The 23,981-nt window shown below is 73.6% G+C and carries 15 protein-coding genes and 1 pseudogene; 11 read left to right on the forward strand and 5 right to left on the reverse strand.

All coding sequences use genetic code 11. The features are described 5' to 3' along the window. Positions 1 to 15 precede the first annotated feature (15 nt). Both JOD48_RS06610 and JOD48_RS06615 read left to right on the forward strand, forming a co-directional pair. Positions 16 to 3,501, forward strand: coding sequence for an ATP-dependent helicase (locus tag JOD48_RS06610; RefSeq protein WP_204808169.1), 3,486 nt, complete (start codon positions 16 to 18; stop codon positions 3,499 to 3,501). Further along, on the forward strand, positions 3,498 to 7,097 hold the full coding sequence (locus JOD48_RS06615) for an ATP-dependent helicase (RefSeq protein WP_204808171.1): 3,600 nt from the start codon (positions 3,498 to 3,500) through the stop codon (positions 7,095 to 7,097). Before JOD48_RS06610 ends, JOD48_RS06615 begins: the two co-directional genes overlap by 4 nt. 25 nt (positions 7,098 to 7,122) lie before the next feature. Here the strand turns inward: JOD48_RS06615 and JOD48_RS06620 are convergent, their stop codons facing one another. After that, positions 7,123 to 8,046 carry a phosphotransferase gene (locus JOD48_RS06620; protein WP_191789365.1) on the reverse strand — a complete coding sequence of 308 codons (924 nt, stop codon included), beginning with the start codon at positions 8,044 to 8,046 and terminating at the stop codon, positions 7,123 to 7,125. Between the two features lie 109 nt (positions 8,047 to 8,155). Here JOD48_RS06620 and nudC point away from each other — a divergent pair, with 109 nt between their 5' ends. Both nudC and JOD48_RS06630 read left to right on the forward strand, forming a co-directional pair. Then, entirely contained in the window at positions 8,156 to 9,190 is a 1,035-nt protein-coding gene (gene nudC, locus JOD48_RS06625; protein ID WP_307824012.1) for an NAD(+) diphosphatase, read from the forward strand. A gap of 93 nt (positions 9,191 to 9,283) precedes the next feature. Then, positions 9,284 to 10,327 (forward strand): DUF2776 family protein, encoded by a 1,044-nt coding sequence (locus tag JOD48_RS06630; RefSeq protein WP_204808173.1) that lies wholly within the window; start codon positions 9,284 to 9,286, stop codon positions 10,325 to 10,327. 144 nt (positions 10,328 to 10,471) lie between these two features. Here JOD48_RS06630 and JOD48_RS06635 read toward each other — a convergent pair whose 3' ends face one another. Continuing rightward, positions 10,472 to 10,738 carry a mycoredoxin gene (locus JOD48_RS06635; RefSeq protein ID WP_191789363.1) on the reverse strand — a complete coding sequence of 89 codons (267 nt, stop codon included), beginning with the start codon at positions 10,736 to 10,738 and terminating at the stop codon, positions 10,472 to 10,474. Between the two features lie 199 nt (positions 10,739 to 10,937). Here JOD48_RS06635 and JOD48_RS06640 point away from each other — a divergent pair, with 199 nt between their 5' ends. From JOD48_RS06640 to JOD48_RS06645, 3 genes are all read left to right on the forward strand, one after another. Continuing rightward, entirely contained in the window at positions 10,938 to 12,959 is a 2,022-nt protein-coding gene (locus tag JOD48_RS06640; RefSeq protein WP_191789362.1) for an ATP-dependent DNA helicase UvrD2, read from the forward strand. 165 nt (positions 12,960 to 13,124) lie between these two features. Further along, entirely contained in the window at positions 13,125 to 13,250 is a 126-nt protein-coding gene (locus JOD48_RS19875; RefSeq protein WP_263598717.1) for a hypothetical protein, read from the forward strand. A 174-nt stretch (positions 13,251 to 13,424) separates the two neighbouring features. After that, positions 13,425 to 13,859, forward strand: a complete 435-nt coding sequence (locus JOD48_RS06645) for a WhiB family transcriptional regulator (RefSeq protein ID WP_204808177.1) — start codon at positions 13,425 to 13,427, stop codon at positions 13,857 to 13,859. Here JOD48_RS06645 and JOD48_RS06650 read toward each other — a convergent pair. Further along, entirely contained in the window at positions 13,845 to 14,936 is a 1,092-nt protein-coding gene (locus tag JOD48_RS06650) for a ThiF family adenylyltransferase (RefSeq protein WP_204808179.1), read from the reverse strand. The genes JOD48_RS06645 and JOD48_RS06650 overlap by 15 nt on opposite strands. Positions 14,937 to 15,096: 160 nt before the next feature. Here JOD48_RS06650 and JOD48_RS06655 point away from each other — a divergent pair. Next, positions 15,097 to 15,690: pseudogene (locus JOD48_RS06655) on the forward strand (SprT-like domain-containing protein); the annotation flags it as partial. A 177-nt stretch (positions 15,691 to 15,867) separates the two neighbouring features. On the opposite strand, the gene JOD48_RS06660 reads toward JOD48_RS06655, so the two are convergent. Beyond that, entirely contained in the window at positions 15,868 to 17,373 is a 1,506-nt protein-coding gene (locus JOD48_RS06660) for a zinc-dependent metalloprotease (protein WP_191789358.1), read from the reverse strand. Between the two features lie 70 nt (positions 17,374 to 17,443). Between JOD48_RS06660 and JOD48_RS06665 the strand changes: the two genes are divergently transcribed. Next, on the forward strand, positions 17,444 to 18,565 hold the full coding sequence (locus JOD48_RS06665; protein ID WP_204808181.1) for a Rossmann-fold NAD(P)-binding domain-containing protein: 1,122 nt from the start codon (positions 17,444 to 17,446) through the stop codon (positions 18,563 to 18,565). An 82-nt stretch (positions 18,566 to 18,647) separates the two neighbouring features. Beyond that, positions 18,648 to 19,781, forward strand: coding sequence for a YlbL family protein (locus tag JOD48_RS06670; RefSeq protein ID WP_307824013.1), 1,134 nt, complete (start codon positions 18,648 to 18,650; stop codon positions 19,779 to 19,781). Between the two features lie 190 nt (positions 19,782 to 19,971). Here the strand turns inward: JOD48_RS06670 and JOD48_RS06675 are convergent, their stop codons facing one another. Further along, entirely contained in the window at positions 19,972 to 20,601 is a 630-nt protein-coding gene (locus tag JOD48_RS06675) for a PPA1309 family protein (protein ID WP_239527342.1), read from the reverse strand. A gap of 227 nt (positions 20,602 to 20,828) precedes the next feature. On the opposite strand from JOD48_RS06675, the gene JOD48_RS06680 reads away from it, so the two are divergent. Continuing rightward, positions 20,829 to 23,837 (forward strand): UPF0182 family membrane protein, encoded by a 3,009-nt coding sequence (locus tag JOD48_RS06680; protein ID WP_204808183.1) that lies wholly within the window; start codon positions 20,829 to 20,831, stop codon positions 23,835 to 23,837. Positions 23,838 to 23,981 lie beyond the last annotated feature (144 nt).

A 23,981-nucleotide genomic window follows, 5' to 3' on the forward strand; every position in this document is an offset into this window, starting at 1 on the left:
TGATGAGATCTTCGGGTGCTGCACCTTCCCGACCTCCGCCTCGTCCTCCCGGACGCCGCCTCCGCGGCCCCCGTCCGGCTCGACGAGACCCAGCGGGCCGCGCTCGACGCGGTGCGCACGGAGCCTGCGACGCTCGTCGTCGGGGCGCCGGGGACGGGCAAGACGACCGTGGCCATCGAGGTGGCCGCGCAGGCGCTGAGCGAGGGCGTGGACCCGGCCCGGATCCTGGTGGTCGCGGCGTCGCGGCGGTCCGCGGCCGAGGTGCGCGACCGGTTGTCGGCGCGCGCGGACCGCACCGTGAGCGCCCCGATGGTCCGCACCGCCGCCGCCGCCGCGTTCGCGGTCCTGCGGGCGCGGGCCGCGGCGACCGGCGAGCCACCGCCCACCCTCATCTCCGGTCCTGAGCAGGACCTCCTGCTCGCCGAGCTGCTCGCGGGTCACCTCGACGGCGACGGTGTGCCGCTGCGCCTGCCGGACGGCCTGCCGGAGGAGGTGCTGGCCCTGCGCGGCCTGCGCCAGGAGCTGCGCGACCTCCTGATGCGAGCGGCAGAGCGCGGACTGACGCCCGCAGACCTCGACGACCTGGGCCGGGCGCACGACCGCCCCGAGTGGCGGACCGCCGCGCAGGTCTACCAGGAGTACCTCGACGTGACGGCGCTGCGGGTCGGGACCCCGGACCTGGGCTCGCGCTACGACCCCGCGGTCGTCGTCGACGAGGCCGCCGAGGCACTGCTGGCCTGGGAGGACGAGGTCACGGGGGCACCCCGGCCCGGGTGGGACCTGGTCGTGGTCGACGACTACCAGGAGGCCACGATCGCGACGGCGCGCTTCCTGCGCGTGGTGCACGACGACGGCGCGCGCCTCGTCCTGCTCGCGGACCCGGACACCGCGGTCCAGACCTTCCGCGGTGCGAGCCCGGCCCTGGTCGGGCGGGCCGCGGCACCCGTGCGGCGGCGCGCCGCGACGGGAGAGTTCGACGCCCGCGTCGAGGTCCTCGGCACCGCCTGGCGGCAGGAGGGCGACCTGCGCGAGGTCACGCGGACCGTGACGACCCAGATCGGCACGGTCGCCGGCGCGGTCCACCGCGGGGCGGCGGCGTCGCCCGTCCCCGTCCCGGAGGACGGCCCGCCACGCGGCGCCTCGGTCGCCCTGCTGGGCAGCGGCGCCGAGGAGGCCACGTACGTGGCCCGCGAGCTGCGCGCCGAGCACCTGCTGCACGGCACCCCCTGGGGGCGCATGGCCGTCGTCTGCCGTGCCGGGGCTCAGCTCGCGACGCTGCGCCGTGCGCTCATCGCGGCCTCGGTGCCCGTCGGCATCCTCGGCTCGGACGTGCCGCTGCGCGAGGAGCCCGCGGTCACGCCGCTGCTCGCGATCATGCGTGTCGCGGTGGGTCTGCCCCCGGCCGGGTACTCGCGGGGGCTGGACGGCGTGCGCGGCGCGGCCGGGATCGACGACGCCGTGACCCGCGACGTGGGCGACCCCGCGGAGACGCTGATCGAGCGCGAGCCCGCCGCGTCCGACGCACCGTCGGGCTTCGACGAGCTGGACCCCGTGACGGCGGCCGCGCTCGTGACCTCGCCCGTGGGAGGCCTCGACGTGGTCGCGCTGCGGCGGCTCCGCCGGGCGTTGCGCGCCGAGGAGCTCGGCTCGGGTGGCGGACGGACGTCCGACGCCCTCCTGGTCGAGGTCCTGCTCGACGAGTCGCGCGCCGCGACGCTGCCCGCGAGCGTGCGCCGCGGAGCCGTGTCCGTGGCCCGGGTGATCGCCGCCGGACGCGAGGCCGTGCTCGCCCCCGACGCGACCGCGCAGACCGTCCTCTGGGCGATCTGGCACGCGACCGGCCTGTCGGACCGGTGGCGCGACGCAGCGCTGGGCGGGGGAGCGGTCGGCGCCCGCGCGGACCGCGACCTCGACGCCGTCCTCGCTCTCTTCCGTGCCGCGGAGACCTTCGTCGACCGCATGCCGGGTGCTCCGCCGTCGGCGTTCGTGGAGTACCTCGAGTCCCAGGACCTGCCCGCCGACTCGCTCGCGGCCCGCGCCGCGGGTACGGACTCGGTCGCCGCCCTCACGCCCGCGGGCGCGGCCGGTCGCGAGTGGGACGTCGTGGTCGTGGCCGGTGTCCAGGACGGCGTGTGGCCGGACCTGCGGCTGCGTGACTCCTTGCTCGGCTCCGAGGCGCTCGTCGAGCTCCTCGCTGGGCGCTCGCAGGACGCGCACGGCCTGGGGCCGGACGCCCGGCGCGCCGTCCTCACCGACGAGCTGCGGTCCTTCGCGGTCGCGACCTCGCGCGCGACGCGACGCCTGCTCGTGACGGCCGTGAGCGACGTCGACGAGGTCCCCTCGCCGTTCGTCGACCTCGTGTGCCCGCCCGCGGGACCTGACGACACCGACGAGGGACCGGGCGCGGTGCCCGGCGACGACGGGGACGGGCCCGCGGTACCCGACGAGGACCGCGACCCGCGCCGCGTCGAGGTCGGGCAGCCGCTCGACCTGCGCGGGCTCGTCGCCTCGGCGCGCAGCCTGCTCGTCGAGGAGGTCGTGAAGGCGTCGCCCGAGGTGCCCGCACCTTCCGTGCGGTCGGCTGCCCCTGGTGGGCGGCGCGGCCGCGCGGACTCTTCGGACCCCGCGCGCGCCGACGACCTCGCGGAGCTCCTCGCCGACCTGGCGCTCGCAGGCGTCGGCGAGGCGCGCCCCGAGTCCTGGTACGGCGTCAACCCGGTCTCCAGCACCGAACCCCTGTGGGGTCCCGAGGACACGGTCATGATCTCCCCGTCCAAGGTCGAGTCGGTGAGCAGGTGCGCGCTGCGCTGGGCCGTCGAGAGCGCAGGCGGCACGGCCCCCGACGCGACCGCGCAGTCCCTGGGCAACCTGGTGCACTCGATCGCGCAGGAGGCACCGCGCGGGACGCACTCCGAGCTCGCTGCCGAGCTGGACCGGCGCTGGCCCGAGCTCGCGCTCACGCCGGGCTGGCCCGCGACCCAGACGCGGCACAAGGCCGAGGACATGGTCGGCCGGCTCGCGGGGTACCTGCAGTCCGCAGGCGAGCCGTTGCTCGTCGAGGCGCCGTTCGAGCTCGAGATCGGCCGCGCCGTGCTGCGCGGGGTCATCGACCGGGTCGAGGACGCCGGGGACGGCGCGGTGCGCGTCGCGGACCTCAAGACGGGCAAGACCAAGCCGTCGGTCGCCGAGGCCGTGACCAACCCTCAGCTCGGTACCTATCAGCTCGCCGTGGAGGGCGGGGTCCTCGACCTGCCCGACGGCACCCGCAGCGCGGGCGCCCAGCTCGTGTTCGTGGGCGACGGCAAGGACGCCGGCCTGCGGACGCAGCCCGCGCTCGAGCCCGAGCCCGACGGGTCGAGCTGGGCGCGCGAGCTCGTGGAGGACGTCGCGGACACCATGGCCGACTCGGTGTTCACGGCCCGCGAGAACAAGCTGTGCTCGGTGTGCCCCGTGCGCCGCTCCTGCCCCCTCATGCCGGAAGGCCGCCAGGTGATCGCATGAGCGCCGAGTCGCTGTTCGACGACGTCGACCTCGGGGCGGTCGGGTTCCCGGCCGGGGCTGACGGGCCGGGCGAGCGGGAGCTGCCCGAGCCGCGGTTCTCGGCCGTGCGCATCGCGGAGATGCTCGGGCGTCCGCGACCCACCGACGAGCAGGTCGCCGTGATCGAGGCGCCCCTCGCGCCGATGCTCGTGGTGGCCGGGGCGGGGTCGGGCAAGACCGAGACCATGGCCGCGCGCGTCGTGTGGCTCATCGCGAACGAGTGGGTCGCCAAGGAGGCCGTGCTCGGCCTGACGTTCACGCGCAAGGCCGCGGGCGAGCTCGCCGAACGTGTCCAGTCGCGCCTCGTGCAGCTCGACCGCGCACTGGGCAAGGACGGCGCTGCGCTGTCGATGCTGGACCGGCCCGCGATCTCGACGTACAACTCCTACGCCGCCTCGCTCGTGGGGGACCACGCGCTGCGCATCGGCATCGAGCCCGGCGCGCGGCTGCTCTCGGAGGCCAGCCAGTGGCAGCTCGCGGCGGAGGTCGTCGAGAGCTGGGCCGGAGACCTCCAGACCGACGCCGCGTTCTCGACGGTCGTGGGCGCGGTCCTGTCGCTGTCCGGGGCGCTGAGCGAGCACCTGCTGAGCCCTGACGAGGCCCGCGCGGGCATCACGGGCATCGTCGACAAGATCCTGGCGACGCCGCTCGGCGGCAAGCGCACCGAGCACTATGCCGAGGTCAAGCGGCTCCTGGGCTCGCTCGGTGAGCGCCACCGGCTGCTCGACGTCGTCGAGACCTACCAGGAGCGCAAGCGGACGTCGGACTCGCTCGACTTCGGGGACCAGGTCGCGATCGCGGCCCGGCTCGCGCGGACCGTGCCCGCGGTGGGCGCGGGGGAGCGGGCCCGGTACGGCGTCGTGCTGCTCGACGAGTACCAGGACACGTCCTACGCACAGGTCGAGCTCCTGTGCGCGCTGTTCGGCGGGCACCCGGTGACGGCGGTCGGCGACCCGAACCAGTCGATCTACGGCTGGCGCGGCGCGAGCGCGTCGGGGCTGGCACGGTTTCCCGAGCGGTTCCGCGCGACGGGCCCCGGCAGCACGGGCGCACCGGCCGACGTGCAGTACCTCAGTACGTCCTGGCGCAACGACCGTGCCGTACTGGCCGCGGCCAACGTCACGGCTGCGCCGTTGCGCGAGGGCGCTACGCGCGTGCCCGTGCCGCAGCTCGACGAGCGTCCCGGCGCGGGTCGCGGTGTCGTGACCGGTGTGTACGCGGCGACGCTCGAGGAGGAGGCCGCGGCGGTCGCTGACTTCGTCGCCGAGCGGTGGCGTCCGCGCACGCGCCGTCAGGAACGCGTGACCGCAGCGGTGCTGTGCCGCGCGCGCTCGCAGTTCCTCGCGATGGAGGTCGCGCTGCGCGCCAAGGGGCTGCCGGTCGAGGTCGTGGGGCTGGGCGGCCTGCTCTCGACCCCGGAGGTCGTGGACCTCGTGGCGCTCCTGGAGGTCGCGCACGACCCGTCGCGCGGCGACTCGCTCATGCGTGTCCTCACGGGTCCGCGCCTCAACCTGGGCGCGGCCGACCTGCACGCGCTGAGCAGCTGGGCGGCGGACCTGGCGCGCCGGGACGCGGCGCGCCGCCCGTCTGCCGACTCCTCTCCCGCCGGCCCGCCCGACGGCGGAGCGTCCGCCGGTCCGTCGGGTGCGGGCACGTCGGGCGAGGCAGAGCTGCCTGGCGTCGCCGCGGACGGGACGCTCACGGTGGTCGAGGGCGACGTCGTCGACCACCGGTCGATCGTCGACGCGCTCGACGACCTGCCCGCCCCGGGGCACCCCGCGCGGGACGGTCGCGTGCTCACCGAGGCCGGGCACGCGCGGCTCGCCGCGCTGTCCAGGGTGCTGCGCGACCTGCGCGGGCAGACGTACCTGTCGCTCCCCGAGCTCGTGACCCAGGCCGAGCGGGCGCTGGGCCTCGACATCGAGGTGACCACCGCGGCCACGCTCGCGGCCGGCGGGTACGGCGAGGAGGTCGGGGACCGCGGGCGCGCGCACCTCGACGCGTTCCGCGACGTCGCGGCGACGTTCTCGCAGTCCGCTGACCTGCCCACGCTCGGCGCCTTCCTCGCATGGCTCGGCACGGCCGGGTCGCAGGAGCGGGGGCTCGACCTCCCCGTGCGCGAACCCGACCCGGACGCGGTGCAGATCATCACGGTGCACGCCTCGAAGGGGCTGGAGTGGGACGTCGTCGCCGTGCCGGGCATGGTCGACGGGATCTTCCCCAGCACGGCCGTGGGGGACAAGGGGCCGACCGACAGCGGCTGGTTCACCGGGCTGGGCAACCTGCCGTACCCGTTGCGCGGCGACGCCGAGGACCTGCCCGTCTTCCACTACGAGGTCGCCGAGGACGCCAAGGACCTCGACGGTCGCCGCAAGGAGTTCCTCGCGGCGAGCGGCGAGCACCAGGTCGACGAGGAGCGCCGTCTCGCCTACGTCGCGTTCACGCGCGCCCGCGCCGAGCTCCTTCTCGCCGGCTCCTGGTGGCGGGACGCGACCAAGCCGCGCACCCCGTCGCCGTTCCTCGTCGAGCTCGCCGAGGCCGGGATCATCAGCGCGGCCGACTGGGCCGGCATGCCCGAGAAGGACGAGACCAACCCGCGCGACGAGCTGGTCAACGAGGCCGAGTGGCCGCGCGGGGAGCCGGGGGCCGACGGCGCCGGTGCAGACGGGGCCGTGGCCGACGGGTCCCCCACACCGCCGTCCGCGCCGACCGCCGAGCCGCGCGCTCGCGCGGTCGTGCGGGCCGCCGCAGACCGGGTCCGCGACCGGATCGACGCCCGCGCGTCGCGCTCGGTCGCAGCCGGTCGCGGCGGGGACGTGGGGTCGGGTGCCCTCTCGGAGGGGCAGGTGCCGCTGCTGGACGGGTCGGGCACGGACCTGCGCGAGCTCGCGCGCATCCTGCTCGAGGAGCGCGACCGCCGTGACGCCCGGAGCAGCGAGATCTCGTTCCCCGCGCACATCTCGGCGTCCGGGCTCGTGCGTCTGGCCGCGGACCGGGGCGAGTACGCGCTGCACCTGCGGCGTCCGGTGCCTGCGCAGCCCACGGTGCACGCGCGCCGCGGCACGCAGTTCCACCTGTGGGCCGAGCAGTACTTCACGTCGTCGTCGTTGCTCGACGTCGACGACCTCCCCGGTGCCGACGACGAGGACATCTCGCCGGACCTGGACCTCGACACGCTCCAGCAGACGTTCCTCGCCTCGGAGTGGGCGGGGCGCACTCCGCTCGCCGTGGAGGTCGACGTCGAGACCCCGGTCGGCGGGATCATGTTCCGCTCGCGCATCGACGCGGTCTTCCCCGAGAGCCCCGAGCACGCGGCCGGCGCGCACGACGCCGTGGTGGTCGTGGACTGGAAGACGGGCAAGGCCCCCCGCGACGCCGAGGCCCGGCGCACGCGCGAGGTCCAGCTCGCGGTCTACCGGCTCGCCTGGTCCCGCTGGTCCGGGCTGCCGGTCGAGAAGGTCAACGCGGCGTTCTACTACCTGGGCTCGGACGAGACCGTGCGCCCGGACCGACTGCTCGACGCGGCCGAGCTGGAGGTGCTCGTGGCGGGCAGCTGACGACGGCCGGGCCGGGGAATGCCCGCTACCCCTCGCTCTCCCCGCTCGTCACCTCGTCGAGGTCGATCAGCATGTCGACCGCGTCGTCGATCACGTCCTGGTGCCCGTGCCGGACGCCGTGCAGCAGCCAGCGGGCCAGCGCGAGCTCGCCCGCGAGCAGCGCCCGGTCGGTCAGGTGCGGGTCGGTGAGCTCGGTGCGGCGGAGCTGGTAGGCCTCCATGATCGAGTCGATCGCCTCGGGCGGGGCCGCGACGAGCAGCCATGCGAGGTCGTCGGCGGGGTCGGCGACGCGCGCCTCGGCCCAGTCGGTGATGGCGACGACGCGGCCGCGCGCGACGAGGACCTGCTCGGTGCCCAGGTCGCCGTGGACGACGACGGGCTGGTACTTCCACAGCGACACGTCCTCGAGCGCGGCCTCCCAGCGGCGCAGGAGCCGGGCGGGCACCCTGCCGGTCTTGGCGGCCTCGTCGACCTCGGCGAGGCGCCGGTCGCGGTACTCGGCGGCCGTGTAGACGGGCAGGCCCGCGTTCTCGACGACCGAGTGCGGGAGCTCGTGCACGGCGGCGAGGACGCGACCGAGGTCGGCGGCGAGCCCGGGTCCGGGGCGCAGCGTGTCGAGGTCGAGGGGGACCCCGCCGTACCGGTGGTGCACGACGGCGCGCCCGCCCTCGGGGAGCAGCGCGTAGCCCAGGACGTCGGGCACGGTGAAGGACAGGACGCCCGTCGTCACGTAGTGCCGCAGCGAGTCCAGGAGCGCGGTCTCGGCCTCGAGGGCCGCGCCGGCCGCGAGGGTGCGGGGAGCGCGGACGACCCATTCCTGTCCGCCGCTGTCGGTGACGATCGCGACGTCGTCGTCGCCCGTCGCTTCGGACGGCCGCACGGACCGGACGTCGAGGCCGGGGACGGCCGCGGTCGCGAGCGCGGCGAGGTTGAGCGGTGAGCGTGGCACGCGTCCACGGTAGTCGGTGCGGGGCGGGCGGCGTCACCCGGACCGGAACGTGTCCACCACGCGCACCTGCCGGGTGCAGCGTCGGCCCTGCGTGACCTACGGTCGACGAGTGACCGACCAGACCTCGCCCGCCGCCTCTCCCAGCGCGTTCGCCGCGCACCTCCCGCTCGCGCACTCGATGCTCGACCGGGCGGCGCACCGCCGCACCGAGGAGGGCCTGTTCGCGACGCTCCGCGCCGACCCGTCGACACGCGTGGTGCTGCTGCACCGCGGTCGGCTCGCGACCGGCCCGGACGGCCTCGCGCTCGCGACGCCGCAGGAGGTCGCGGCCGTCCCCGAGCCGCACGCGGCCTCGGGCGACCACAGCAACACGCCGCGCTGGATCTTCCTGGGCGAGGACGCGCCGTCGGGCACGTCCTTCCTGGCTCTCCTCCTGCCCGACGACGCGGACGACCTCGACCTCGACATCGAGGGCGTGGATCCCAAGGGTCCGTTGTCGGTCCTGGTGCGCTCGCACGAGTGGGCGGGGCTGCGCGAGCTCGCCTCGCGCCTGGGGCCGCGCGACACGGGCCTGGCGACCGAGGCCGTCGCGCTCGCCGCCTGGCACGCGGCCAACGAGCGCTGCCCGCGCTGCGGCGAGCCGACGGTGCCGGTCGCGGCGGGCTGGGTGCGGCGCTGCGTCGCGCAGGACGTCGAGCACTACCCGCGCACGGACCCGGCGGTCATCATGGCGGTCGTCGACCCGGGTACGGGCCCGGGTGAGGACCGGCTCCTGCTGGGTCACGCCGCGCACTGGCCCGAGGGCCGCTTCTCGACGCTCGCGGGCTACGTCGAGCCGGGCGAGGGGCTCGAGCAGGCGGTGCGGCGCGAGGTCGCCGAGGAGGTCGGCGTCACGGTCGGGGAGGTCGTCTACCGCGCGAGCCAGCCGTGGCCGTTCCCGGCCTCGCTCATGCTGGGCTTCACGGCCACGGCGCTCACGACGGACGTCCGGCCCGACGGCGAGGAGGTCACCGACGCGCGCTGGTTCACCCGCGCACAGCTCACCGAGGCCACGCAGAGCGGGGAGGTGAGGCTGCCGAGCCGTTCGTCGATCGCGCGGGCGCTCATCGAGGACTGGTTCGGCGGCCCGCTCGCGGGGGAGTGACCTACCACGGGGGCGTCCAGAGTGCTCGACGGGCCGATCCCCGGTGCCCTGCCTACGGTGGACGCACCGGCTCGTCCACCCTGAGGAGTGAGCATGAACCCGTCGATCAGCGTTCTCTTCCGTGCGATCCCGCTCGCGATGGGGGCGGTCTGCCTCGCGTTCGGGCTCTACGTCCTGTCGGGCGGTGACGACGCGAACCACTTCGTCGCAGGTCACGTCAACGTGGCCCTGACCGCGATCTGCATCGCGCTGTTCACGACCGCCGCGACGATCATCCGCCAGCTCGTCCACCGGTACGGCCGCGTCTGGGCCGTCGCGCTGCCCGTGCTCGGGTACGCGGTGGCTCTCGCGACCATGATCTGGGGCGTCACGATCATCGGCCGGGGCGACGAGCCGCAGTTCGTCGTGGCCGGGCACGTGGTGCTCGGCATCGGGTTCATCACGGGGTGCGTGAGCACCGTGGCCACGGCGTCGACCAAGTTCGTGCTCATCCAGAAGAGCGCGGCTCTTCCCGTCGGAGGCGGCGCGCCGGACGGCGCCTACCCGCGCGGGACGGGAACCCTGCTGATCGCGATCCCCGCCCTGTTCGCGGTGGCCGGTCTCGTCGTCGCGGCGACGCTCTACGCGCGCGGCGGCAACGCTGCCCTGGTCGCGGGCAACGTCGTGGTCGGGCTGTCGCTCGTCTGCTCCGCACTCGTCGCGCTCGTCGCGAGCATCGTGCGCCAGGTCCGCAACGAGTTCGGCGACGCCGAGCGCTACCGCTGGGCGTGGTGGGTCGTCGCGATGGGAACCATCAACGTCGCACTGGGGCTCGTGGTGCTCTTCAGCTCGGCCGACCCGGCGCGCCTGGCCCCCGGCACCGTGCTGATCGGCCTGGGCCTCATCTGCTTCAGCATCCTGTCCAAGGTGCTGCTGCTCGCGCTCGTGTGGCGCCAGGTCTTCGCGCTCGCCAACCGCATCCCCATCATCCCGGTGGCGACAGCGCTCGCGTGCCTGTTCTTCGCGGCGTTCCTCTTCGAAGCGACCATGACCGAGCCGGGCTTCTTCGTCGGCGCGCACGTCCTGGTGGGACTCGGTGCGGTCTGCTTCACGCTCTTCTCGATCGTGTCGATCCTCGAGGCGGGGACCTCGAAGTAGCCGTGCGGCCAGGCCTGGGCGCTCGAGCGGGCAGCACGAGGCGCCCGGTCCCGAGGACGGAAGAAGGCCCCGGACTCCGGTCCGGGGCCTTCTGCGCCGACGTGCCGCGCGGTGCACGCAAGGCCCGTCGGCGGCGAGGGGAGGTCAGAACGCGAGGCGCTCCTTGACCTGGGCGAGCGACGGGTTGGTCGCCGCGGTGCCGTCCGGGAAGACCACGGTGGGGACGGTCTGGTTGCCCCCGTTGACCTGCTCGACGTACGCCGCGCTCTCGGGGTGCTCCTCGATGTTGACCTCGGTGTACCCGATGCCCGCTGAGTCGAGCTGGGTCTTCAGGCGACGGCAGTAGCCGCACCAGGTCGTCGAGTACATGACGATCGATCCGGCGTCGGGGGTGGTCGGGGCCGTGGCCATCGGTGCTCCTTCGTTCGCGGGGCCCGAGGCGAGTGCACGGGCCGACAACCGGCCCAGGGTGCGAGCCCCGGGAGCTGTCGTCGTCAGGAACGCCCGCACGGGCCGGGTTGTTCCCGCTCACGTCCGACGCCCCCTACGGGGCAGCCGAACCTGTGGAGGATGGTGCCCGCTGTCGGCGGCGGCTGAGAGAATCGTCCTGATGCCGAACGAGTCAGCGGACCAGATCCTCGAAGCCCTCGACCCCGACCAGCGTGATGTCGCCCTCGCGCTGCACGGTCCCGTCTGCGTGCTCGCGGGCGCGGGCACGGGCAAGACGCGAGCCATCACGCACCGCATCGCGTACGGGGTGCGCACGGGCGTGTACACGCCCACGAGCGTCCTGGCGGTGACGTTCACGGCTCGCGCCGCGGGCGAGATGCGCACTCGCCTGCGCGAGCTCGGCGCGACGGGGGTCCAGGCCCGCACGTTCCACGCCGCGGCGCTGCGACAGCTCAGCTACTTCTGGCCCAAGGTCGTGGGCGGTGCGCCGCCGCGCATCCTCGAGTACAAGGCTCCTGTCGTCGGCGAGGCCGCGCGGCGGCTGGGGCTCGGCGTGGACCGGATCGCGGTCCGCGACCTGTCCTCGGAGGTCGAGTGGTCCAAGGTCTCGCTCGTCACGGCCGACGACTACGTCCGGGCGTGCGCGGCGATCGACCGCCCGGCGCCCGCGGGCTACGACCACCAGACCGTCGCGCGGCTCATCGCGTCCTACGAGGAGGTCAAGACGGAGCGCTCGGTCATCGACTTCGAGGACGTCCTGCTCATGCTGGGCGACATGCTCTCGTCGCAGGGGGCCATGGCCGACGAGGTGCGCCGCCAGTACCGCCACTTCGTGGTCGACGAGTACCAGGACGTGTCGCCGCTCCAGCAGTTCGTGCTCGACCAGTGGCTGGGCGGGCGCAAGGAGCTGTGCGTGGTCGGCGACCCGTCGCAGACCATCTACTCGTTCACGGGCGCCACGCCCCACCACCTGCTCACGTTCCCGACGAAGTACCCGGGGGCCCAGGTCGTCAAGCTCGTGCGGGACTACCGGTCCACGCCCCAGGTCGTGACGCTCGCGAACCAGCTCCTGGCACGCGCGGGGCGCCGCGGGGGAGCCCACCAGGCGCTCGAGCTCGTCGCGCAGCGACCGTCCGGCCCACCGGTCGCGTACGTCGCGTACGACGACGACGAGGCCGAGGCCAAGGGCATCGCCGCGCAGATCGGCCGTCTCCTGGCGGCGGGCACGCGTGCGAGCGAGATCGCGATCCTCTACCGCACCAACGCCCAGTCGGAGGGTTTCGAGCAGGCGCTCGCGGACGCGGGCATCGCCTACCTCGTGCGGGGAGGCGAACGCTTCTTCCAGCGCAAGGAGGTCCGCGACGCGATCGTGCTCCTGCGCGGCGCGGCCCGGTCCGCGGACCCGCAGGTCCCCATGCCGGAGACGGTCCGGGACGTCCTGGTCACGGCGGGCTGGGCGAACGAGCCGCCGTCGGCGCGTGGTGCCGCGCGCGAGCGGTGGGAGTCCATGCAGGCCCTGGTCGCCCTGGCCGACGACGTCGCACGCGTCGCGCCGCAGGACGCGCCTCCCACGGTGGTCTCGTTCGTCGCGGAGCTCGACGAGCGCGCCTCGGCCCAGCATGCGCCCACGGTCGAGGGGGTCACGCTCGCGTCGCTGCACGCGGCGAAGGGGCTGGAGTGGGACGCGGTCTTCCTCGCGGGCATGAGCGAGGGCCTCATGCCCATCTCGCTCGCGGAGACGGACGAGGCGGTCGCCGAGGAGCGCCGCCTGCTGTACGTGGGCATCACCCGTGCACGGGAGCACCTGCAGGTGTCGTTCGGGCGGTCGCGCAACCCGGGCGGGCGTGCGTCGCGACGTCGGACGCGCTTCCTCGACGGGCTCTGGCCCGACGAGGAGCATGCGCGTGCTCCGCGTCGCAGCCGCGCGAACCAGAACAAGGTCCGTCTCACGGGCGAGTACGACCAGGCGTTGTTCGAGCAGCTGCGCGAGTGGCGGATGTCCGTCGCGCAGGAGACGGACAAGCCGGCGTTCACGATCCTCGTCGACGGCACGCTCGCGGCGATCGCCGAGACCAGGCCTGCCTCGGTGCCGGACCTCGCGAGGATCAACGGGATCGGGCCGGCCAAGATCGAGAAGTACGGCGCGACGCTGCTGGACATCGTGGCGCGTTCGGCAGGCTGATCCTCGCCGTGATCGCGGGGTTCCTCAGGGCTCGCGAAAACTCGTCGAAAGAAGTTCGTTAATTAAGTTGTGCGTCCTTCCGAGGGCGGCATATGGTTCAGGAGTCCTTGTAGGAGAGACGCGCGCCGAGAGGCGGGCGTTCGACGGAGATGGGAGGTGGGCTTGGTGAAGCAGATCCTGACGGCGAACCCGACACATGTGTCGGCCGATCCGATCAACCGCGCACGGCGCGGCGGATCCCTCGTCATCCGCCCCGTTCCCGACTCCGCACTGAGGACGTCGCCGGTCTAGTCACCGACGCACCCTTCTCAGGCCGCGGAGTCCACCTGGACCCGCGGCCTTCGTGTTTCTCCGAATGCGATCGTCTTCCCGGTCAGCCGTCCACCATCCCCGGACGGCACGACCACCTGCGGGTCCTGTGACAAAGAAGTTCACACGCAGATCAGGACATCACTGGAGGACATCGTGCGGCTCACCGCGCTGCTCGACAACATCACTGCCCAGGGCGGATCCGGCCCTTGGACTCCCCACCAACCCCTCACCACCCCTCTCGGTTCCTCGGACGCGGCCGAGTTCGACCGGCTCCTCGCCGGTCTGCTGCCCTGCCGCACGAACGACCCCGAGCTCTGGTTCGCCGAGCAGTCGACGCAGGTCGAGCAGGCCAAGGCCCTGTGCCAGGCGTGCCCGCTCGTCGCCGGTTGCCTGGCAGGCGCGATCGACCGCCAGGAGCCGTGGGGCGTCTGGGGCGGCGAGGTCTTCGTCGACGGAGCCGTCGTCGCCCGCAAGCGTGGGCGTGGCCGGCCGAGCAAGGCCGAGGTCCTCGCCCGCCAGGCGGAGGAGGCGGCTCACGCCGCCGCCCGTGAGTCGGAGGACTCCGTCTCCGCGTCATCGGCGGCCTGACATGGCTGCCGCGACCGTCAGGTCCGAGCACCCGCACCGCGGGTGGTTCACCACCTCGCGCAGCCTCGGCACCGCATCGGGAACAGCGATCTCGATGCAGGCCGAGGCTGCGCGGGGCGTCAGCCCGTCGAGGTGCGCGAGCACCTGGCTCGCGGCGATCGCCGCGCCGACGGCCGCCAGCGTGGTCTCCTCGACGTCGAGGACCTCCCGCTGAGGATCCCGTAGCTGGTCGACGAGCTGCGGCCACTGCGGGTCGAGGTCGGCGCGATGCCCCTCGACGCACCGGACGCACGGCGTCCTTCCCGGTCGGACGAACGGTCCGACCACCACGTCCGCCTCCCGCACCACGACCGGCAGGTGCGGAGTCCCGTCGCCCGTGAGCCGCCCGTACCGTTCAGGGCGCAGCACGCGGTGCTCGACGACCACCGCGACGTCCGGTCGGCCTGCGTGCGGCGCGACCCAGCGTGACGCCTCGACGAGGTGGCTGCGCACCTCGGGGGCGAGGTCGGTCAGGATCCGCGCGGCGGCTTCTCCGCGCGGTCGGCCGACGTCCCGGGTCCGATAGCCGCCGAGCCCGACGTCGGTCGCCTGGACCGGCGCGGCGTCGTCGAGCAGGAGCGTGCCCACCCCTGCGGTGGCGAGCACGACCGCGACCCCGAGGCCCAGCCGGCCCAGGCCCTCGACGCCGACGCTCGCCTGTGCCCGGCGCGCGAGCGTGGCCCGCCCGCTGCCGTCCGGTCGCAACAGCGCGAGGGTCGGGGCGTCCGCCCCACCGTGCGCGGGGGCCACGACCTCGCGGGAGGCCGCGTCGGGCGCCCCGACGACGAGGAACGCCTCGTGCAGGTGACGCACGATCATGCGTTGCCGCTCGGGGTCCACGCCGTACCGGGCGGGCGGCGCGTGCAGGAGGGGGCGCCCCGACCGGTGATGGTCGAGGAGCCAGGCTGCCTCCTGGTCGCCGAGCCCGCTCAGGAGCACGCTCCATCGTTCGTCCGTGCCGTACTGGAGCGTCCCGGGCTCGCGCCGGAGCACGACGGTCCCGGGGCGCAGCCGGACGGGAAAGGTGGCGTCGTCCATGGGCCCTCCTCGACTGGTGTGCCGGTCGCACCAGTCTGGGGTGGCGGGGACGCTCGTCACGGTTCTCCACAGGGCGGTCGGTCCTCCTCGCCAAGACTTGACCTGTTCTCGACGATTCTGCGCATACATGGAGGGGAACCCTCGGCGTGGTCTATGGCATATGTCACGCGGACCCACTACGGTCTGTGCCGTGGCCTACGAAGCCGAGCCGGGCGCCGCGAAGAGCGCCGAGACGTACGTCGAGGTACGCCGGAGCCGTCGACGCAAGAGCACGGTCAGCGCCTACCGCGACGGGGACCGCACGATCGTGTCGATCCCCGCACGCTTCACGCGTGCCCAGGAACGGGAGTGGGTCCAGCGCATGCTGGACCGGCTCGCCGACAAGGAACGCCGACGCAGGCCCTCCGACGAGGAGCTCGTGGCCCGTGCGACCGAGCTGTCTGCCAAGTACCTCGAAGGCCGGGCGCACCCCACGAGCGTGCGCTGGTCGAGCAACCAGGGGCGTCGCTGGGGGTCCTGCACCCTGATCGACGGCAGCATCCGGATCTCGACGCGGGTCCAGGGTATGCCCGGGTGGGTGCTGGACTACGTGCTGCTGCACGAGCTCGCCCACCTGTTGCACGCAGGGCACGGGCCGGGGTTCTGGGCGCTGCTCGAGTCGTACCCCCGGACGGAGCGGGCCAAGGGATTCCTCGAAGGGGTGTCCTACAGCCGCGACGGCGGGCGGCCCGAAGGTCCTGAAGCGCCCGACGACACCCAGGAGCCGCCGCCCCACGTCGAGATCGAGGCTCATCCGGCGCCCCAGGCGTCGCCGGAGGGAGATGCCGGCGACGCCGTCGCGGACCCCACGCCCGACCGGCACGCGGTGCCGGCCAGGGGTGAGGTGCAGGGCCCCGAGAGGGAGCCCGCCCGCTAGCCGCGGGGCGGACCGTCAGTCGCGGGGAGAGCCGTCCGGCTCGGTCTCGGTGTCGTCCGTCGGGCCGGCGGGCTCCGACGGGCCGGAGCCCCGGGAGTCCTCGGCCTCGCTGAAGATGTCGGCCAGCGCCTTGTCGAGATCGCTCTGCTCCTCCTGGACCTCGGTACGCCGTGTCTGGTAGCCGGCCGGGTCGTCGAGGTCGAGCGGGCTGGGCAGCAGGTCGGGGTGGTCCCACACCCCGTCCCGTGCGTCGGCTCCGCCCTGGGCGGCGATGAGAGCCCACAGGGTCGCGGCGTCGCGGGACCGGCGCGGCCGCAGCTCCAGGCCCACCAGGGTCGAGAAGATCTGCTCGGCCGGTCCGCCCGCCGCACGCCGACGGCGGAGCATCTCGCGCAGGGGGACGGCGTGCGGGAGGTGGGGGAGCGCGGCCTGTGCGCTGACCTCGTCGACCCAGCCCTCAACCAGGGCGAGCGCGGTCTCGAGGCGCAGCAGGGTGGCCTTCTGCTCGTCGGTGTTCTGCAGACCGAACACACCGCCGGACAGGGCGCGCTGGAGCGCGCCGGTGTCCGTGACGTCGATGTCGGACAGCTGGGACTCGAGCGCGTCCAGGTCGATCGTGATCCCGCGCGCGTACGCCTCGACGAGGCCGAGCAGGTGCGCGCGGAGCCAGCTCACGTGCGTGAAGAGGCGGGCGTGCGCGGCTTCGCGCAGGGCGAGGAAGAGGCGGACCTCCTCGACCGGGGCGTCGAGGCCCTCGGCGAACGCGGCGACGTTGGTGGGCAGGAGGGCCGTCGCGGGCTCGTCGAGGAGCGGCAGGCCGATGTCCGTGACGCCGAAGACCTCGCGGGACATGGTCCCCGTGGCCTGGCCGATCTGCATGCCGAACACCGCGGAGCCCAGCCTGCGCATCATCTGCGCGGGGTCGAAGTCCATCCCGAGCGCTCCGGCGGGGAGCCCGGGGATGCCGAGGCCGGCGTCGGGGCCGTCGATCCCGCCCGGGAGCTGGTCACGCAGCACGGTCGAGAGCGCGTCCGCGACCGAGGAGGCCACGGGCGCCGCGAGCGCGTTCCAGGCGGGGAGAGTCTTCTCGACCCACTCCGAGCGGCTCCACGCGTAGCGCTTGCCACCGGCGGGCGGCAGGTCCGTGACGGCGTCGAGCCACAGCTCGGCCACCGACAGGGCCTCGGTCGCCGAGCGGACCTGCGCGGGCGTGAGCGAGGGGTCGCCCTCGGCGACCGCGACCTGGCGGGCGATGTCGTGCGCGACGTCCGTGTTGACCGGGCCGTTGCCCGAGCTCGCGAGGAGGCGCTGCACCTGGGCCAGGACGTGCTTCATGGTGGCAGGATCGTTGCTGAGGCCGCTGCCGGCAGCCAGGGCGGCCGGGTCGAGGCCGCGGGCACGCAGCTCGCGCAGGGCCTCGTCGGCGTCCGCGCCGAACATGGAACGCAGGAGCTCTTCCCACTGCGCGTCGGGCTGGTCGCCCGCGCCGGAGGTGAACTCGTCGGGCGGTTGGCTGCTCATCGGGGTCTCCTCGGGATAGCGTCAGGAATCACCGTAACCACATTCGCGGACGGACGAGGGGGGTCGAGGCATGTCGGAGGGCCCGGTTCGCTCACGGCGCAGCGCGGACCCCGCTCCCGCGCCGGGCGAGGACGACGAGCACGACGCACCCCGAGAGCGGGCCGACGACGCGACCGTCGTCGTGGGCGAGGGGCAGGTCGCCGCGCTCCTGCGTGCCGCGCTCGGCGGTCGCGGGCCCGAGATCGCGCCGGTCGAGGCCAACGACCTGTCCGCCCCGTGGGTCGAGGGGGCGCGGACGCTCGTGGTCGTGGCGCCCGCCGGGGAGTTCGGCATCAAGGTCGTCAGGGGAGAGACACGACGGACGCACCTTGTCGAGCAGGCGCAGCGTGCCGCGCGGGCCGCAGCGCGGCACGGGGTCGAGCAGGTGGTCGCGGTCACGTCGGCGACCGTGCACGGCGCGGGCGCCGACCGCCCCGTGATCGAGGACGACGACCCGGTCTCGGCCGACGCGGCGGGCTTCGTCGCGGACCTCGTGGCGTTCGAGGACGCCCTGGTCGAGGCGCTCGTCGACGCCGCCGGCGAGCCCCGCGCCGCCGGGACCTCGGACGTGCGTCTCGCGGTCCTGCGGCCCGCGATGGTCGTCGGCCCCGGTGTCGACACGATCCTGACCCGCCACTTCGAGGCCCCTCGGCTCCTGACCGTCAAGGGCAGCGACCGTCCGTGGCAGCTCCTGCACACCGACGACCTGGTCGCGGCCGTCCGGGTGGTCGTGGCACGTGGCCTGACCGGGACGTTCACGGCCGGGGCGCTCACGGACGGCGCGCCCGACGTCGTGACCCCCGCCGAGCTCGTCGAGCGCACGGGGCTCGCGAACGTGACCTTGCCCGCCGCGACCGCGTTCGGCGCGGCGGAACGCCTGCACCGGGTGGGCGTGCTGCCCTCTCCGGCGAGCGACCTGGCCTACGTGGTGCACCCGTGGACCGTCGCGGCCCGCGGCCTGCACGAGGCCGGCTGGGAGCCCACCTGGTCGAGCGCCGAGGGCGTCGACGTCCTCATGGAGGAGGTCCGCGGGCGGATCGCGCTCGTCGGGCGCCGGGTCGGCGGTCGGGACGCGGCCGCGCTCGGGGCGGCTGGGGCTGCGGTCGCGCTCCTGGGCACCGCCGCGATCTGGCGTCAGGCCCGACGGCGGTGAGTCGCGACGCCGTCGGACAGGCGCAAGGTTCCTTCCGGCGGACCGCCAGCGAACGTCCAGGATTCTCGGGGATGATAGCGACGTGACAGAACCGTTCTCCCGCGAACCGCACGAGCCCGCAGGCGCTGCCGACCCGTTCGGCCCCGCACCCGACGAGGACTACACGCCCCCGCCCGTGACGCGCCGTTCGCTCACGCTCGGCATCTCCGTGCTGGCCACGACCCTCCTGGTCGCGGGCCTGGCCGTCATGCCCGCGCCGTACGTCGTGCGTTCGCCGGGACCCACGCAGGACACCCTCGGTGCACAGAACGACCAGGACCTCATCCAGATCGAGGGCGCCGAGACGTACGACTCGACCGGCGAGCTGCTGCTCACCACGGTGTCGGTCGCGGGCGGGCCGGGCTACCCGGCGAACCTCGTCCAGGTCGTCGAGGGCTGGGCCTCGACGTCGCGATCGGTGCGCCCCGTCGAGGAGACGTTCCCGCGCGACGTGACGCAGGAGCAGAGCGAGCAGGAGAGCCAGCAGGAGATGCTCTCCTCGCAGGAGACGGCGACCGTCGCGGCGCTGACCGAGCTGGGCTACGAGGTGCCTGCGACCCTCACGATCCAGGGCGCCGCGAAGGACACCGGCGCGGAGGGGGTCGTCGAGACCGGGGACGTCATCACGACCGTGAACGGCAAGGACGTCGTGACGTACCAGGACCTCATCGACGAGCTCGCGACCGTGACGCCGGGCGACGACGTCGTGCTCGGGGTCGAGCGTGGCGGCGAGAGCAAGGACCTGACGATCACCACGCAGGAGGCCGGCGGCAAGGCGATCCTCGGGGTCTTCATCGACCCGGCCTTCGACCTCCCGGTCGACGTCTCGATCCAGATCGAGGACATCGGGGGCCCCAGCGCGGGGACCATGTTCGCGCTCGGGATCATCGACCGGCTCACGCCCGAGGACGAGGCGAACGGCACCGTGATCGCGGGGACCGGCACCATGAGCGTCGAGGGGAACGTGGGGCCCATCGGTGGCATCCAGCAGAAGCTCTACGGTGCCCAGCGCGACGGTGCCACGTGGTTCCTCGCCCCCGAGTCGAACTGCGACGAGGTCGTGGGCAACGTGCCCGAGGGGCTGAACGTGGTCAAGGTCTCGACGCTCGAGGAGGCACGCGACGCGATGGTCGCGATCGGCGCGGGCGAGGGCGAGGGCCTGCCGACGTGCTCGTGACGCGGCGGTCGCCGGTCCGGCGGGGTCCGTCAGGGCGCTGAGCCAGACCGCGGCGCGACCGCCGGACGCCCACCGCGCGACCGCTGGACGACCACGAGGGGCCGGACGACCACGTCGTCCGGCCCCTCGGGCTTCTCCCTCGTGCACGCTCCGCGCTCTGCACGCGCTCTGGCGAAACGGCGCCGGGCGGCTACTCGAACGTCGCGCGCAGCCCCTCGATCAGGCCGGGCACCAGGTCGGGGCCGAACGCGACGTCGTCGCCGTCGTCGTTGGCGCGTGTGCGGACCGCGCACCACGGGGTCCCGTCACGCAGGACGCCGACCGCGAGGCGCACGTCCTGGCGGTCGGGGTGCGACGACAGGTAGGCGAGGGCCGCGGCCGGGTCGGTGGGCAGGCCCTCCTCGGCAGACGGGGGCAGGATGACGCGCTCGGCGACGATCGCGGCGCCGTCGACCGTGTCGGGCCACGAGATGCCAGCGAGCAGGTCCTCGAGCGTCTCGACGTCGGGCAGGCCCTCCTGCTCGACCGAGACCAGGTGGTCCGGGATGCCGCGCGCCGCGGTCACGACCTCGGGCGGGAGGCGGTCGGCCAGGCCCGGGTCGGCGGCCATCGCGTCAGCCGTGCGGACGAGCGCGAACACGCGCGGGGGAGCGTCCCAGCCGTCGGCGGCGACGTGCGCCTCGACGTCGCGCACGGCGTCGGCGAGCGCGAGCTGCGCGAGGGGGACGATGGGGGCGGGGGCGTCGTCGGGGACGCCCGAGGCGGCCTGGGACGTGGACGGGGCGGGCTGGTCGGGCGCGGGGGAGGTCGTGTCTGCCATGTCCCCAGCATCGCAGGCCCGACGGCGTCGGCGCAGTCGACGGGTCGCGGCCAGGTACGTGTGGGAACCTGGAACCGCTGTGGGCCGTTGACGAGATGGACGGCCTGTGGCCTGACCCTGTCGAGACCGTGGACTGCCTGTGAATCCGGTGGTCGTGGGCCCGGCGCGGACAGGTACCGACGCCTGACGACCTGACGCTCGACCGAACGCAAAGAGGTAAGCCCACCGTGTCATTCGCCGCAGCGCCACGACGCCCTTCGGGGTCCGAGGCCGGCTCCCGCAGACGTCGTAGCCCGCTCGGCATAGCCGTTGCCGTCGTGGCTGCCCTCGTCCTCCTGCTGTTCCTGCTCGCGCAGTTCTGGACCGAGGTCCTCTGGTTCACCCAGCTGGGCTTCGAAGGCGTCCTGTGGACCGAGTGGGGGACCCGTGCGGCGCTGTTCGTCGGCGGCTTCCTCGTGATGGGCGGACTCGTCTTCCTGTCGCTGTCGCTCGCGTACAGGTCACGCCCCATCTACGCGCCCTCGACGCCCGAGCAGGCCACGCTCGACCAGTACCGCGAGGCGATCGAGCCGCTGCGCAAGGTCGTGACGATCGCGGGCCCGGCGCTCATCGGGTTCTTCGCCGGTGCGGCGGCGTCCTCGCAGTGGAGCACGGTGCTGCTGGCGCTCAACTCGGTGCCGTTCGGCACCAAGGACCCGCAGTGGGGCCTGGACATCTCGTTCTTCGTCTTCACGCTGCCCGTGCTGCGCTTCACGGTGGGCTTCCTCATGGCTGCGGTCATCATCGCCGGCATCGGCGCCCTGGCGACCCACTACCTGTACGGCGGGGTCCGCATCGGTGGCGGCGCGGGCAGCGGCCCGCGCACGACCAAGGCCGCGCGTGTGCAGCTCTCGGTCACGGCCGCGGTCCTCATGCTGCTCATCGGTGCGAACTACTGGCTCGACCGCTACTCGTTGCTGACCACGACGGGTGACAAGTTCGACGGCGCCTCGTACGCCGACGTCAACGCCGTCATCCCGTCCAAGGCGATCCTGACGGGTGTCGCGATCCTCGTCGCGCTGCTGTTCGTGGCGACCGCGGTCCGCGGCAACTGGCGCCTGCCCGCGATCGGTGTGGGGCTCATGGTCGTGTCCGCGATCGCGATCGGCGGGATCTACCCGGCGGTCGTCCAGCGCTTCCAGGTCAACCCGAACGCGCAGGAGTTCGAGGCCGAGTACATCCAGCGGAACATCGACGCGACCAAGACCGCGTTCGGGCTCGACGGGGTCGAGGCGTCCAACTACGACGCGAAGACCCAGGCCGAGGCCGGCGCGCTGCGCGCCGACGCCGACACCACGGCGTCCATCCGCCTGCTCGACCCGCAGATCGTCAGCCCGACGTTCCGTCAGCTCCAGCAGAACAAGCAGTACTACAACTTCCAGGAGACCCTCTCGGTCGACCGGTACATGATCGACGGCCAGAGCCGCGACACCGTGATCGCGGTCCGCGAGCTCAACCTCGAGGGCCTCGGTGCGAGCCAGCGCAACTGGGTCAACGACCACACGGTGTACACGCACGGGTACGGCGTCGTGGCCGCGTACGGCAACCAGATCGGCCCGGGCGGCCAGCCCGCGTTCTACGAGGGCGACATCCCGTCGGTGGGCTCGCTGCCCGAGTACGAGCCGCGCATCTACTTCAGCCCGGACTCGACCCAGTACTCGATCGTCGGCGCCCCCGAGGGCACCAAGCCCTGGGAGTTCGACTACCCGGACGACGACGCAGGCGGCCAGGTCAACAACACGTTCGGTGCCGAGGACGGCGCCGTCGCAGGCCCCAGCGTCGGCTCGTTCGGCAACAAGCTGCTCTACGCCCTGAAGTTCGGCTCCGAGCAGATCCTGTTCTCCGACCGCGTGACGGCCGACTCGCAGATCCTGTACGACCGGTCGCCCCGCGACCGTGTCGCCAAGGTCGCGCCGTACCTGACGCTCGACGGCAAGGTCTACCCGGCCGTCGTGGACGGCCGGGTCAAGTGGATCGTCGACGGGTACACCACGACGAACTCCTACCCGTACTCGGCATCACGCCCGCTCGACGAGGCGACGCAGGACACCCTGACGGTCAACTCGCAGTCGGTCGCGGCGCTCGCGCCTCAGCAGGTCAACTACATCCGCAACTCGGTCAAGGCCACGGTCGACGCCTACGACGGTTCGGTCGACCTCTACGCGTGGGACACCGAGGACCCCATCCTCCAGGCGTGGGACAACGTGTTCCCGACGTCGCTCAAGCCGATCTCCGAGATCAGCGGCGACCTCATGAGCCACCTGCGCTACCCCGAGGACATGTTCAAGGTCCAGCGTGCGCTGCTCACGAGCTACCACGTCGACGACGCCCGCGAGTTCTTCTCCGGCCAGGACTTCTGGAACGTCCCGCGCGACCCCACCGTGCGCGGCACCGGCACCAAGCCCTACCAGCCGCCGTACTACCTGACGCTGCAGATGCCCGGTCAGGAGAACCCCGCGTTCTCCCTCATGACGACGTTCATCCCGGGCGGTAACTCCGACCGAGAGATCCTCACCGGGTTCCTCGCGGTCGATGCGGAGGCGGGGAGCACGGCCGGGGTGAAGGCCGAGTCGTACGGAAAGCTCAGGCTCCTGGAGCTGCCACGCAACGCCACGGTCCCCGGACCGGGGCAGGTGCAGAACACGTTCGACTCGGACCCCACGGTGTCCAACGAGCTGAACATCCTCAGCCGCGGCAACTCGACCGTGATCCACGGCAACCTGCTCACGCTCCCCGTGGGTGGCGGTCTGCTCTACGTGCAGCCCGTGTACGTGCAGGCGTCCGAGGGCACCAAGTTCCCGCTGCTGCGCAAGGTTCTGGTCAGCTTCGGTGACCAGGTCGGGTTCGCGGACACGCTCGACGAGGCCCTCAACCAGGTCTTCGGCGGCGAGTCCGGGGCCTCGGCCGGTGACGCGGGTGGGGAGGTCGCCCCGGTCATCCCGACCGACGGCGAGACCCCGCCGCCCACGGACGGCGCGGACACCGGGACGGGCACCACGCCGCCCGTCACGGAGAACCCCGAGGCGCGTGCGCAGCTCGACCAGGCTCTCCAGGCCGCCAGCCAGGCGATCAAGGACGGTCAGGCCGCCCTCGCGGAGGGGGACTTCGCCGCCTACGGCGAGTCGCAGGAACGCCTGCAGTCCGCGCTCGAGTCGGCGATCGCCGCCGAGGAGTCGTTGGGCACCGAGACGCCGTGACGCACGAGGGGCGGTCGCCCGTCGGGTGACCGCCAGCTCGACCGGGCTGACGACGGACGCCGCTCCTGACCTGAGGGTCGGGGGCGGCGTCCGTCGTCTGCGCCGAGGGTGAGAGACGCGCTCGCCGGGGTCGCTGCGCGCGCC

Source organism: Oerskovia paurometabola, assembly GCF_016907365.1.
GTDB lineage: Bacteria > Actinomycetota > Actinomycetes > Actinomycetales > Cellulomonadaceae > Oerskovia > Oerskovia paurometabola.

What these genes read in the sequence shown, in the direction of transcription:
- JOD48_RS06615 (WP_204808171.1), top strand. Translation starts at nt 3,498, where the DNA reads ATGAGCGCCGAGTCGCTGTTCGACGACGTCGACCTCGGGGCGGTCGGG.
- JOD48_RS06630 (WP_204808173.1), top strand. Translation starts at nt 9,284, where the DNA reads ATGAACCCGTCGATCAGCGTTCTCTTCCGTGCGATCCCGCTCGCGATG.
- JOD48_RS06635 (WP_191789363.1), bottom strand. Translation starts at nt 10,738, where the DNA reads ATGGCCACGGCCCCGACCACCCCCGACGCCGGATCGATCGTCATGTAC.
- JOD48_RS06640 (WP_191789362.1), top strand. Translation starts at nt 10,938, where the DNA reads ATGCCGAACGAGTCAGCGGACCAGATCCTCGAAGCCCTCGACCCCGAC.
- JOD48_RS06650 (WP_204808179.1), bottom strand. Translation starts at nt 14,936, where the DNA reads ATGGACGACGCCACCTTTCCCGTCCGGCTGCGCCCCGGGACCGTCGTG.
- JOD48_RS06660 (WP_191789358.1), bottom strand. Translation starts at nt 17,373, where the DNA reads ATGAGCAGCCAACCGCCCGACGAGTTCACCTCCGGCGCGGGCGACCAG.
- JOD48_RS06665 (WP_204808181.1), top strand. Translation starts at nt 17,444, where the DNA reads ATGTCGGAGGGCCCGGTTCGCTCACGGCGCAGCGCGGACCCCGCTCCC.
- JOD48_RS06675 (WP_239527342.1), bottom strand. Translation starts at nt 20,601, where the DNA reads ATGGCAGACACGACCTCCCCCGCGCCCGACCAGCCCGCCCCGTCCACG.